Origin of the sequence: Haloarcula sp. S1AR25-4 (assembly GCF_031624555.1) — an archaeon.
GTDB lineage: Archaea > Halobacteriota > Halobacteria > Halobacteriales > Haloarculaceae > Haloarcula > Haloarcula pellucida.
This window is the reverse complement of sequence record NZ_JAMQOR010000002.1, coordinates 260,029-272,646: the sequence shown is the minus strand read 5'-3', so window position 1 is coordinate 272,646 and position 12,618 is coordinate 260,029. Positions and strand designations below refer to the sequence as shown.

At 65.7% G+C, this 12,618-nt stretch carries 12 protein-coding genes; 9 read left to right on the top strand and 3 right to left on the bottom strand.

Annotated elements, in window-relative coordinates:
• The 6 genes from NDI85_RS10050 to NDI85_RS10025 all read left to right on the top strand — a co-directional run bounded on the left by NDI85_RS10050 (position 1) and on the right by NDI85_RS10025 (position 6,832).
• Positions 1–1,530: a sodium:solute symporter family protein gene (locus NDI85_RS10050; protein ID WP_310915675.1), complete on the top strand. Its 1,530-nt coding sequence runs from the start codon at positions 1–3 to the stop codon at positions 1,528–1,530.
• Between the two features lie 95 nt (positions 1,531–1,625).
• Positions 1,626–2,108 (top strand): redoxin domain-containing protein, encoded by a 483-nt coding sequence (locus NDI85_RS10045; protein ID WP_310915674.1) that lies wholly within the window; start codon positions 1,626–1,628, stop codon positions 2,106–2,108.
• A gap of 60 nt (positions 2,109–2,168) precedes the next feature.
• Complete coding sequence (locus tag NDI85_RS10040; RefSeq protein WP_310915673.1) at positions 2,169–2,567, top strand: DUF2892 domain-containing protein; 399 nt, start codon at positions 2,169–2,171, stop codon at positions 2,565–2,567.
• Between the two features lie 76 nt (positions 2,568–2,643).
• Complete coding sequence (locus tag NDI85_RS10035) at positions 2,644–3,552, top strand: DUF6293 family protein (RefSeq protein WP_188998950.1); 909 nt, start codon at positions 2,644–2,646, stop codon at positions 3,550–3,552.
• Between the two features lie 307 nt (positions 3,553–3,859).
• Positions 3,860–6,571: a valine--tRNA ligase gene (locus NDI85_RS10030; protein ID WP_310915672.1), complete on the top strand. Its 2,712-nt coding sequence runs from the start codon at positions 3,860–3,862 to the stop codon at positions 6,569–6,571.
• Positions 6,572–6,655: 84 nt separating this feature from the next.
• Positions 6,656–6,832, top strand: a complete 177-nt coding sequence (locus tag NDI85_RS10025; RefSeq protein WP_166971775.1) for a hypothetical protein — start codon at positions 6,656–6,658, stop codon at positions 6,830–6,832.
• Positions 6,833–6,839: 7 nt separating this feature from the next.
• Here the strand turns inward: NDI85_RS10025 and NDI85_RS10020 are convergent, their stop codons facing one another.
• Together NDI85_RS10020 and NDI85_RS10015 are read right to left on the bottom strand one after the other, a co-directional pair.
• Positions 6,840–7,619 (bottom strand): DUF1405 domain-containing protein, encoded by a 780-nt coding sequence (locus NDI85_RS10020; RefSeq protein ID WP_310915671.1) that lies wholly within the window; start codon positions 7,617–7,619, stop codon positions 6,840–6,842.
• Between the two features lie 63 nt (positions 7,620–7,682).
• Entirely contained in the window at positions 7,683–9,158 is a 1,476-nt protein-coding gene (locus NDI85_RS10015) for a hybrid sensor histidine kinase/response regulator (RefSeq protein WP_188998941.1), read from the bottom strand.
• 143 nt (positions 9,159–9,301) lie between these two features.
• On the opposite strand from NDI85_RS10015, the gene pdxS reads away from it, so the two are divergent.
• Both pdxS and NDI85_RS10005 read left to right on the top strand, forming a co-directional pair.
• Positions 9,302–10,210 (top strand): pyridoxal 5'-phosphate synthase lyase subunit PdxS, encoded by a 909-nt coding sequence (gene pdxS / locus NDI85_RS10010; RefSeq protein WP_188998938.1) that lies wholly within the window; start codon positions 9,302–9,304, stop codon positions 10,208–10,210.
• A 98-nt stretch (positions 10,211–10,308) separates the two neighbouring features.
• Complete coding sequence (locus tag NDI85_RS10005; protein WP_188998935.1) at positions 10,309–11,529, top strand: mechanosensitive ion channel family protein; 1,221 nt, start codon at positions 10,309–10,311, stop codon at positions 11,527–11,529.
• On the opposite strand, the gene NDI85_RS10000 is transcribed toward NDI85_RS10005, so the two are convergent.
• Positions 11,526–11,834 carry a hypothetical protein gene (locus tag NDI85_RS10000; RefSeq protein ID WP_188998932.1) on the bottom strand — a complete coding sequence of 103 codons (309 nt, stop codon included), beginning with the start codon at positions 11,832–11,834 and terminating at the stop codon, positions 11,526–11,528. The genes NDI85_RS10005 and NDI85_RS10000 overlap by 4 nt on opposite strands.
• 166 nt (positions 11,835–12,000) lie before the next feature.
• On the opposite strand from NDI85_RS10000, the gene NDI85_RS09995 reads away from it, so the two are divergent.
• On the top strand, positions 12,001–12,585 hold the full coding sequence (locus tag NDI85_RS09995) for a DUF2150 family protein (RefSeq protein ID WP_188998929.1): 585 nt from the start codon (positions 12,001–12,003) through the stop codon (positions 12,583–12,585).
• Positions 12,586–12,618: the final 33 nt, after the last annotated feature.

Sequence of the window (12,618 nt, the reverse complement as noted above, 5' to 3'; positions counted from 1 at the left end):
ATGGCCGACACCGCCCTCCAACTGGGTATCGTCGGTGCGTACATGGTCGTCGCGCTGGCGGTGGGCGTCGTCGCCTACCGCCTGACCGACCGGAGCGCCGAGGACTACTACCTCGCCAGTCGGACGCTCGGCACCGTCGTCCTCCTCTTTACGACGTTTGCCACCCTCCTCTCGGCCTTTACCTTCTTCGGCGGGCCGAACCTCGCGTTCGCCGCCGGCCCCGAGTGGATTCTCGTGATGGGACTGATGGACGGCATCATCTTCGCCGTCCTCTGGTACGTGCTGGGATACAAGCAGTGGCTGGTCGGCAAGCGCCACGGCTACGTCACGCTAGGGGAGATGCTCGGGGACCGGTTCGGGTCGACGCCGCTCCGGGTCCTCGTCGCCGGCGTCAGTCTCGTCTGGTTGTTCCCGTACGTGATGCTCCAGCAGAAGGGGGCGGGACAGGCCATCGTCGGCCTCACGGAGGGGGCGGTGCCGTTCTGGGTCGGCGCGGGCGGCATCACGCTGTTCATGATCGTCTACGTCGCCGCCTCCGGGATGCGCGGTGTCGCGTGGACGGACACCCTCCAGGGCCTGTTCATGCTCTCGCTGGTCTGGGTCGCCGTCGCGTGGATTCTTGCCGCCGTCGGCGGCGCGGGCGAAGCCACCGCGGCGCTCGCCGAGACGAACCCCGAGTTCCTCGCGCTGGGCGGGGGGCTCTACTCCCCGCAGTGGATGCTCTCGACGGCCATCAGCATCGCCTTCGGCGTGACGATGTTCCCCCAGATAAACCAGCGGTTCTTCGCCGCCGGGTCGAAGACGGTGCTGAAGCGGACGTTCGCGCTGTGGCCCGTCCTCGTCCTCTTGCTGTTCGTGCCGGCGTTCATGCTCGGCGCGTGGGCCGCCGGCCTCGGCGTGACGGTGCCGGAGGGCAGCAACGTCGTCCCGGCGCTGTTGGCCCAGTACACGCCGACGTGGTTCGCGGCGCTGGTCATCGCCGGCGCGATGGCGGCGATGATGTCTTCCAGCGACTCGATGCTCCTCTCGGGGTCCTCGTACCTGACGCGGGACGTCTACCGCCCGCTGAAGCGCGTCTTCGGCGAGGGCGAGACGGCCGCGGAGGACGCACGGGAGGCGCTGGTCGCCCGCGTCGGCGTCGTCGCGTTCGCGACGCTCTCGTTCGTCGCCAGCCTCTACACGCCGGGGACGCTCGTCCAGATAGGTGACACCGCCTTCAGCGGGTTCGCCCAGCTGACGGTGCCGGTCGCGCTGGCGCTGTACTGGCAGGGCACCACCCGCTACGGGATGTACGCCGGTATCGGCGGGGCGCAGGTGTTCTACGTCTTCCACGTCTTCCCCGTCGTCGAGACGCTCGCCGGAGTGGTCGGCGCCTCCGTCGCGCTCCCGACCGCGTACATGGGCTGGACGCCCGGTATCGTCGGCATCCTGCTCGGATTGGTCCTGACAGTCGGCGTCTCGCTGGTCACCTCCACCGCGCCGGAGGAGAAGCCGGCGGTCTACCGGGTCGACGGCGTCGACGCCGACTGACGGCCGTCTGCTCCGCCGTCTCTCAGCCCCCGGTTGTGTCGACCGGTCGCACACCCGGACGCCCGTTATCTATCGATGCGGCTAACGACGCTTGCATGACGCTGGAACAGTCGCAAGCGCCGGATTTCACGCTCCAGAGTACCAGCGGTGAAGACGTCTCCCTCTCAGACCACCTCGGCGACGGCCCGACGGTCGTTCTCGTCAACCGGGGCCACTGGTGCAGTTTCTGCGCCGAACAGCTACAGACGTTCAGCGAGGTCTCCTACGACCTCTGGTTCAACGACGACGTCAACATTCTCCCCGTCGTCACCGACCCCATCGGTCCCGTGACGGAGATGCGGGACCGCTACGACCTCGACATCCAACTGCTCGCCGACCCCGACGGCGATGTCGCAGCGCAGTACAGTGGCACCGAGGAGACCAGTCACGGTCTCACCGGCATCGCCGCCACCTACGTCGTCGACGAGTCCGGGACGGTCCAGTACGAACAGGTCGCGGACCACCCGGCCGACCGCACCTACGGCAACTGGGTGCGATACTTCGTCCGCAACGGCTACGAGGACCCGTTCGGCGAGTGAGGACGGGGCCGCCGTGGCCGAGATGTGAACCTACAAGGGCGTCCGGGCCGACGGTCCGATATGGACGTTTCAGAGAACGTCGGCGACCGCGACAGACTCGCCCGTGCAGCCCTCGCAGTGGTCCTCACCATCGCCGCGATTCGCTCGTTCCGGAACGGCAAGCGCATGCGGGGCCTGCTGGCCGGTGCCGGTGCGCTCGTCTTCGGATTCAACGCGAGCACGAAGTACTGCGGCGTCAACGACGCCCTCGACATCGACACGTCGGTCGGCGTCGCCGAGGACGAGTCGGACGACGACACCGCCGTGGTATCGACTGCCGACGAGACGACCGAGTCCGCGCCGGAGAGCGCGCCCTCCGGCGCGTCGCTGACCTGTGCCGCCTGCGGCGACCCCATCGTCGTCGGCGAGTCCCGAAGCCCGAACGAAGACGGCGAGACGGTCCACGACGCCTGTAAGTAACTGTTCGGTCGGTGCCCGTCGCCGACGCGGCGGGAGTCTACGGGAGTTTATAACCGTCCGTGACGGCAGTTTGGGTATGCAGACCCACATCGTCCCGGTCGGGTTCGACTACGACCGGCTCATCGCGCCGCTGGTGCGCGAGCAACTCGACGTGGACCGCGTCATCCTCTTAGAGGGGGCCGTCGGTTCGGAGGCCAACGTCGAGTACTCGCGCAACCTCGCCGAGAAGTTGGAGAAAGACTACAGCAACCTGCTGGGGGCCGAGACCGAACGCGTCGTCGTCGCCGACGTCTACGACTACGACGAGGCCTTCGAACAGGCGTTCGAACTCATCAACGCGGAACTCGACGCCGGGGGCGAGGTGTGGGTCAACGTCTCAGCGATGCCCCGGACCGTCTCCTTTGCCTTCGCGACGGCCGCCCACTCCATCATGGTCGAACGCGAGGGCGACCGGGACCGCATCCACACCTACTACACCGTCCCCGAGAAGTATCTGGAGACGGAACTCGCCGAGGAACTGCGCCGACAGGTCGCCCTCCTCGAAGACCTCCAGCAGGGTGAGGCCGTCGACGAACGGGTCGACGAGCGACTGGCGACGGCACTGGACCTCTTAGAGGAGTTCGACGAACGCGGCACTACCATCGGGGCCAAGGAGATAGACGGCTCCCACATCGTCGAACTCCCCGTCGCCTCCTTCTCGAACGTCAAGCCGTTCGAGGAGGTCATCCTCTTCACACTGGGCGAACACGGCGAGTTCGAGTCCGTCTCGGAACTGGCCCAGGAACTGGCCCGCGATCTCGGCGAGGAGTACACCGACTCGTTCCGCTCGAAGGTCATCTACAACGTCGACCGACTCGGCCCCGGCGGCAAGGGCTACATCGAACAGGAGGAACACGGGAAGTCCTACCGCACCCGCCTCTCCCGTATCGGCGAGTTGTGGGTCCGCGCCCATTCGGCCGAGGACCGCGACCACGAACTGCCCTAGATACCGTCTATTGATTCGGTAACGTCGTCGTGCTTCGACAGCATCGGAACGTCCCACCTCGTGGAACAGCCAATCGGGCGGGACTTTCTGGCTGTTCGGACCCCTGCTCGCGTCCCCACACTCAAGAGTTGCATCGACACCAGCAAACCGAAGTCGTTTAGCCCCCGGTTGGCCCACATACACGTAATGGCGCGTCGAGCAGTCTCCGAAGCCGTTCTCGTACCCGTCGTAGTAGGGGCCCCCACGCCCCACTAACACCACCTCTCGACGCCCGCACCGTTTTCGACCGACACGCCGCCGTTCAGACATGAGTGACACACAGGACCCACCGACCGAGGAATCGCCAACCGACCAGTCCGAGAGCATCGACGGGGAGTACGACCCCAGCGAGATAGAGCCCAAGTGGCAGGACCACTGGGTCGCCGAGGACACCTACGCCTACGACGGCGACGCCGACACCCGATTCACCATCGACACGCCGCCGCCGACGGTGTCTGGGAACCTCCACATGGGCCACCTCTACCAGTTCACCCTGCAGGACTTCGTCGCCCGCTACCACCGAATGGCCGACGACACCGTCTACTTCCCCTTCGGCTACGACGACAACGGCATCGCCTCCGAGCGCCTGACAGAACGCGAACTGGACATCCGCCACCAGGACTTCGAGCGCCGCGAGTTCCAGGAGAAGTGCCGCGAGGTCTGTACGCGCTACGAGGACGAGTTCACCGAGGACGTTCAATCCTTGGCTATCTCCGTCGACTGGGACAACACCTACAAGACCATCGCGCCGGAGGTCCAGCGGGTCTCGCAACTGTCCTTCCTCGACCTCTACGAGCAGGGTCGGGAGTACCGCCAGCGCGCGCCGACCATCTGGTGTCCGGACTGCGAGACGGCCATCTCGCAGGTCGAACAGGAGGACGAGGACAAACACACGAAGTTCAACGACATCGCCTTCGACCTCGTCGAGGACGGCGACGGCCCCGTCGAGGACGAGACCTTTACGATTTCGACGACGCGCCCGGAACTCCTCCCAGCCTGTGTCTCCGTCTTCGTCCACCCCGACGACGACGCGAACCAGCACCTCGTCGGCGGCACCGCGCGGGTCCCGCTGTTCGGCCAGGAGGTCCCTATCATCGCCGACGAGCGCGTCGACATGGAGACCGGCAGCGGCCTCGTCATGTGCTGTACGTTCGGCGACCAGAACGACATCGAGTGGTATCAGGCCCACGACTTAGACCTCCGACTGGCCATCGACGAATCGGCGACGATGACCGAGGTGGCCGGCGACTACGAGGGCATGAGTACCACGCAGGCCCGTGCGGCCATCATCGAGGACTTAGACGTCGAAGGCTACCTCCTCGAATCGCGCGACCACGAGCACACCGTGCAGGTCCACGAGCGCTGTGGCGTCGAAGTCGAGTATCTGGTCACCGAGCAGTGGTACATCAAACTGCTCGACAAGAAAGACGAGTACCTGCAGGCCGGCCGCGACATGGAGTGGTTCCCCGAGAAGATGTACAGCCGCTACCAGCACTGGATAGAGGGGCTAGAGTGGGACTGGTGTATCTCCCGCCAGCGCGATTCGGGCATCCCGATTCCGGTCTGGTACTGTGACGAGTGCGGTGAGCCGATTCTGGCCGACCCCGAGCAACTGCCCGCGGACCCGCTCTCGGACGACCCGCCGGTCGACGGCTGTCCGGACTGTGGCCACGACACGTTCACGCCCGAAGAGGACGTCTTCGACACGTGGGCCACCTCCTCGCTCACGCCGCTCGTCAACGCAGGCTGGGATTGGCACGCCGACGCCGACGCGGCCGAACCCAACTCCATCGCCGACGGCACCTTCGAGATGGAGATGCCGGAACTGTACCCGTTCGACCTGCGCCCGCAGGGCCACGACATCATCTCGTTCTGGCTGTTCCACACCGTCGTCAAGTGCTACGAGCACACCGACGAGGTGCCCTTCGAGAACGTCATGGTCAACGGGATGGTCCTAGACGAGAACCGCGAGGCGATGTCCAAATCGAAGGGCAACGTCATCCCGCCCAGCGAGGTGCTGGAGAACTTCCCGGTCGACGCCGCCCGCTACTGGGCCGCCGGGACCTCCATCGGCGACGACTTCCCGTACAAGGAGGGGGACCTCGAAGCGGGCGAACGTCTGCTCCAGAAACTCTGGAACGCCTCCCGACTCGTCGACCAGTTGACCCCCGCCCACGACGCGGTCGGCGACGTCGACGAGGCCGACCTCTCGGCCGTCGACCGCTGGCTACTGGCGGAACTCGACGCGACCATCGACTCCGTGACGGCGAAGTTCGAGGACTACGCGTTCTCGAAGGCCCGCAACGAACTGCGGTCGTTCTTCTGGAACACGTTCTGTGACGACTACCTCGAAATCGCCAAACAGCGCCTCTCGGACGGCGGCGACCCGTCCACGGAGTACACGCTCCTGACCGCTCACCGGACCTTCCTGAAACTGTTCGCGCCGTTCCTCCCCCACATCACCGAGGAACTCTGGAACCGCGTCTACGACGAAGAGGAGTCGGTCCACACGACCGACTGGCCCGTCGCCGGCGGCTACGAGGCGGACCTCGAAGCGGGCGAGACGGCGATGGAAGTCGTCTCCGCGCTCCGCCGCTACAAGACGGAGAACGGCCTGCCGCTGAACGCCGACTTAGAGCACGTCGAGGTGTACGGTCACGTCGAAGGGTTCGCCGCGGCCATCGCCGAGGCGATGCACGTCGAGACGCTGGAGACGTTCGAGGACGCCCCGGACATCACCACCGAGGTCAGCGACATCGACCTCGACTACTCCATCGTCGGGCCGGAGTTCGGGAGCGACGTCGGCGCACTCGACAGCGCTATCGAGGCCGGCGACTACGAGATTGACGGCGACACGCTGGTCGTCGCCGGCGGCGAGTTCGAACTGGACGCCGAGATGTTCGCCGTCGAGGAATCTCGTACGTACTCCGGCGAGGGCGAGATGACCGAGACGGAGAACGCCGTCGTCGTCGTGCGGTAAGCGACGAACTGCGTTCGGCCGCCCTTCTTCGCGCGCATCGCCGCGACCAGTAGCATCAATGCCGACCGGCGAGTACGGTCGCGTATGCAAGACGAGGCGGCGATACGGGACCGCATCGAGGCGCTTCGGGACGAGTACGACAGCCACGACCCCCCGTCCTCGGAACTGGAAGACGAGGCCGAAGTGGCCATCCTGCGCGCCATCGAGGAACTGGAGTGGGTGTTAGAGGAGCGCGACGAAGACGACCCCTTCACTATCTGAGCGCCGCTCACTCGGTCGCGGACCGGCGCTTTACCTTCTCGACCCGCGTCGACAGCGCCCAGAACGTCGCGGCGATGGTCAGGACGACGGCCCACCCGGCCGCGAGGTCGTGCGCGAGGACGGTGTGGTCGAACGTGTAGGCCGCCACCAGCGGTTCGCCGCGGAGCCACGTGTGGTGGGGGCCTCCGAGTACCGGCACGAAGTAGTCGACCACGTCGTTGAAGCCGTACCAGAACACGGCGACGGCGACCGCCGGGACCGAAAAGCTCGCGTAGCGGTGGATGAGGAACGCCTCGACGGCCATCGCCACGTGCGAGAGGACGAGAAACCAGTAGAGCCACGCCGCGATGCCGCCCGGGCCGTTGATGACCAACTGGACGAACGGCGTCCACAGGCCGAGTTTGATACACCCGAAGAACGCGAGCATGTGCAACCACTCGGCGTCCCAGTCGAGCCGCCACGCGGCGAAGGAGAGGCCGATGAACATCGTCGCGACGGGCGAGTCGGGGATGAGCGGGTAGGCGAGCAACGGCGCGGCCCCGAGTTGCCCCTCGACGAGCGGCGGCGCGAGGTTCAGCGGTCGGCCGGCGTAGTACCAGAAGCCAAACAGCGTCCCGACGAGGTTGACCAGCGCGATGGGCCACGCCAGCCGTAAGCCGACGTTTTCGAGCCACTCGGGAAGTGGCGCGACGTACCGTGGGAGTCCCTCGGTGGTGGGCACTGGCCCGTCGAAGACCCGCGCGACGATCGCCTCGATGCGCCCACCGACGCCCTCCTGTGTGGCCATGTCTCCGCTGTGGGATGGCGTGGGCAAAACGCTAGCGGTCGGGCGGATAGCGTACACCCGCGCTCAGACGCTGATGTCGAACCGCGCGCCGCCCGCCTCGCTCTCGGTCACCGCGACGGTCCAGCCGTGTCGGTCTGCGACAGTCTCGACGATGGCCAGTCCGAGACCGGTCCCCTTGGCGGCGGTCGTGTATCCCGTCTCGAATACCCCCTCACGGTCGCTCTCGGGGATACCCGGCCCGTCGTCGGCGACGAAGAATCCCGTTCCGTCGTCGAGAGGGCCGACGGCCACCGTCACGTCGGACCCGGCGTGGTCGATAGCGTTGTCGATGAGGTTGTCGATGAGGCGGTTCAGTTCGGTGGGGTCCGCCTCGACGGTCGGGAGGTCACCGACCGAGAGCGTCGCCTCGCCTGTGCTGTGACTGGCCCACGCTTCCGAGACGGCCTCGGACAGGTCGACGGGTTCCGGCGTCGGGTCGACGTCGCCGTGTCTGGCGAAGCTCCCGAGTTCGTCGGCCAGCGCGGCGATGCGGTCGTGGCTCCGTTCGATAGCGTCCAGTCGCTCGTCGTCAGCGCCCGTCTCCCGTAGCAACGCGACGTTCGAACTCGCGACCTGTAGCGGCGACCGGATGTCGTGAGCGACTTCGGCGAGGAACTGTTCGAGGCGCTCGGTGTGCCGTTCCAGCGACTGCTCGTAGTGCTTGCGGTCGCTGATGTCGAACGTGATGCCGATGAGACCGACGATGTCGCCGTCCTCGTCGCGCCACGGCACCTTGGAGGTGAGTACCCACTCGTTGAACCGCTCCTTGTCGGTGACGACGTCTTGCTCGTAGTTGTCTTCGAGATGGTCGAAACTGTACGTCTCGCCCACCTCGTCGATGGTCTGTTCCTCCTTGTGGATGATCGGTTCGCCCGTCTCGATGACCGACATGTCGTCGGCGTAGGTGTCCTCGGAGTGGGGTCCGGGGTAGAGTTCGCGGTCCGTCTTGCCGATGGCCGCCTCGGGGTCGTCGACGTGTGCGTGACTCATTCGGACGTGGCGACCCGCCGCGTCTTTGATGTACATGTGGTGTGGAACCTGCTCGAAGATAGTGTCGAGCAGGCTACTCTCGTACGCGAGACGGTTTTCGGTCCGGGCGTGGTCGACGGCGTTCTCGATGCGGTTTTCCAGCATCTCGAACGTCTCGCTGTCGCCGCTCTTCTGGACGTAATCTGTGACACCGGCCGAGATGGCTTCGCTCGCGACCTCTTCGCTCCCTTTCCCGGTAAACAGGATGAACGGCAGGTCCGGGTGGTCTTCCCGCACCTCTCGCAGGAGTTCGAGGCCGTCGATGGGGCCCATGTCGTAGTCCGAGACGACGCACTCGATGTCGCCCTCTGTGAGTCGGTCAGTGACCACTGTCGGGTCGGTGACGGAGACGATGTCGAGCGCGTCGGACTGGCGAGTGAGCATGGCTCTCGCCACCTCCAGAAAGTTCGCGTTGTCGTCGACGTGGAGGACCCGTATCTGTCCTGTGTAGTTGAGTGGGGGCCACTCCATATCCATCTGTGTACTGATTATCTGCTGAGGATAAATACCACTAGCACGTCACGGGCCGTCGTTCGCCGGACTCACTCCGGCCCGTCCGTTCCTGTCCCCGCCAAGGACACGCGTTAAGTAAATCCAGTCCTAATCCCCGATCAATGCCTGAAGCTACCGATCTGGAGGACCTCCGCCGCGGTACTGACCTCGTCAAGCGCGGGTTCGCGAAGATGCAGAAGGGCGGCGTCATCATGGACGTCGTCACGCCCGAACAGGCCCGCATCGCCGAGGATGTCGGTGCCGTCGCGGTGATGAACCTCGAAGCGGTGCCGGCCGACATCCGCAAGCGTGGCGGCGTCGCCCGGATGGCCGATCCGGCGTCGCTGCAGGCGGTCATCGACGAGGTGTCCATCCCGGTGATGGGCAAAGCCCGTATCGGACACACGAAAGAGGCCGAAATACTCGAAGCCGCGGGCGCCGATATGCTGGACGAGAGCGAGGTGCTGACACCGGCCGACGACCGGTACCACATCGACAAGCGCGAGTTCACTGCGCCGTTCGTCTGTGGCGCTCGCAACCTACAGGAAGCGCTCCGTCGCATCGACGAGGGTGCGGCGATGATTCGCACGAAGGGCGAGGCCGGCACCGGCGACGTGAATCAGGCCGTCCACCACCAGCGCAACATCAAGGGCGCCATCCGCAAACTGGAGGGGATGAACTACGAGGAACGCGAGAAGTGGGCTCGCGAGCACGAGGCCCCCGCCGACCTCGTCCACGAGACGGCCGATATGGGTCGCCTGCCGGTCGTCAACTTCGCCGCCGGCGGCATCGCGACGCCCGCCGACGCCGCGCTGATGATGCACCACGGCTGTGACGGCATCTTCGTCGGTTCGGGCATCTTCGGCGCCGAAGACCCCGAGGCGATGGGCACCGCCATCGTCGAGGCCGTCAACAACTGGGACGACCCCGAGAAACTCACCGAGATCAGCAAGAACGTCGGCAAGGGGATGAGAGGCGACGCCAACGCCGACCTGCCCGAAGAGGAGCAACTGCAGGGCCGCGGCGTCTAAACGGGCACCGCTTCGCTGTCCGTTCCGTGGTCACACCGCCGGTTCGGTCGTTCCGTCTACGGATCGGAAACGAAGACACAAGTCACTACGGTGGTGATATGGGGGGTGTGCAGGGGACGGATACGACGACTGAGGCTGCGGATCGGTCCACACAGTCGCTACTCGACTTCGTGCAGGCGCTCCAAGAGTCACTCGAAGCGCTCGCGGCGTCGGAGGGCCAACTCGTCGCGACGGCCATCCTGCTCGGCGTCCTCGTGTTCAGCGTCGTCGTCGTCCCAGCGCTGCTCGCTCGCCTGCGTACGCTCGCCGTCAGCCAGCTAGGGTCCGGTTGGCTGACTCGGCTCGCAGCCTATACGCCGACGTCGTTCCGCGGGGTCCTCCTGCGGACGGCACAACTGGCGGTGCTGTTGCTCGTCGTCCTCTCCTTTCTCGTCGTCTGGGACCTCGTCGACGTCGCCGGGACGCTGCGCCCGTACGTCGAGAGCGACGACCCGACGCTGTTACGGACCCTCCAGACGGCACTGCTCGTCACGGTGGCGTTCGTCCTCTCGGATCAGTTACAGCGGACTATCGACCGCCTGAGTCTGGCGCTCGACGACTTCACAGAGCATCAGGAGGAGATTCTGCTCCGTCTCGGACAGGTGACGATCTTCGTCACCGCCGGGGCGTCCATCCTCGCCATCTGGGGTATCAACATCGGCGGCCTCCTCGTCGGGGCCGGCTTCCTCGGTATCGTCGTCGGTTTCGCGGCCCGACAGACGCTGGGGTCGCTCATCGCCGGGTTCGTTCTCATGTTCTCCCGACCGTTCACCATCGGCGACTGGGTCGTCGTCGGCGACGAGGAGGGTATCGTCACAGACATCACCATCTTCAACACGCGACTGGAGAACTTCGACGGCGAGTTCGTGGTCATGCCGAACGACTTGGTGAGCGAGCAGGCGATAACCAACCGGAGCCAGAAGGGGCTGTTACGACTGACCCTCGACGTCGGTATCGACTACGACGCCGACGTGGACACGGCGATGGAGACCGCAGAGGATGCGATGGCCCGCGTCGACGACATCATAGACTCGCCACCGCCACAGGTCGTCCCCAAGTCGTTTGGCGATTCGGCCATCGTCCTCGAACTCCGGTTCTGGATCGACCACCCGACGCCGCCTCGCAAGTGGCGCGCCATCTCGGCCGTGGTTCGGGAAATCAAGACGGCCTTCGACCGGGAAGACATCGCTATCCCGTTCCCACAGCGGACGCTCGAGACCAGAGGCGACGGAGCGGTCGACGACCCGGTCCGGTCGGTCAGCGCCGACGCCGAGGACTAGTCGAACAACCCGTCTAGCAGGAGGCCGGCCCCGAGCAGCCAGCACCCCGCGAGCAGGCCGAGCGCGCCGACGTGGAACAGCCACGCCCGCCCGTATCCACCGACGAGCGGCGTGCCCGCCGCGGCGAGGACGGCGTCGACACCCGCTGTGAGCGTGGGTGCGTCCACGAGCATTCCGGCGACAGTCCCCACGACCAGCGGTAGCGTCGCCGCGGCGAGAGCGAGTCCGGCCCGCGTCGCCCGTCGGCCCACGACTGTCGGGTCGGTGTCGACGGGCGCGTCGAGCGTCGAACGCCGCTGTGACATGAGGTGTCATAGCATACGAAAGCGCATAAATCCCCCAGAACTGCGGGTGGGCCCTGTCGAACCGTTCGAGGACCGCCACCCGTTCGATTCCGGATGGTTTGGTGGCTACGCGGCGGTAGGCGTCGCCTGTCGAAGCTATTATCCCCGGGCGCACGAACGGAGTGGTATGAGCACTCCGCCGGGGGAGTATTACACCGAGGAACGCTGGCAGAACTGGCTCGACCGCATCGAAGAGGAGGGTGTCGACCCCGAAGACGAGGATTCGGCGCGCCTCCTGTTGAACCTGCAGGACGATGCCGCTATCGCCATCGCGAAGATACTCACCGACTACGAGGACGGCACGCTAGACGAAGAGACGACGCTGGACGAACTCGCCGGGGTCAGAGAGATCGTCCTCGACGACATCGAGATGGACGACGAAGAGACGCTGATGCTGATAGACGGCGTGCAAACGTCGCTGGTCTGTGTCTTCTACGCCGCCGAGGAGTACGTCGCAGAGGGTCCCGCCGAAGAGGCGACGGTCGCCGACTACGTCGGTGCCGCAGCGGACGCCGAGGCCGAAGAAGACCTCGACGCGGCGCTTGGCTACTGCGTGCAGGCCGGGACGCGCATCATCGACGGCGACGAACTCGCGATGGACGTCGCCGAGGACCTGGAGTACGGCCTCGTCTCCGAGTGGGTCAACGGCCTCGACAGCCTCCAGACGGCGATGAGCGACCCCGAAGTCGTCGAAGAGGAAGACGAGAGCTGAGTTACCGGACAGGTTTTTACCTACCACTCCGCA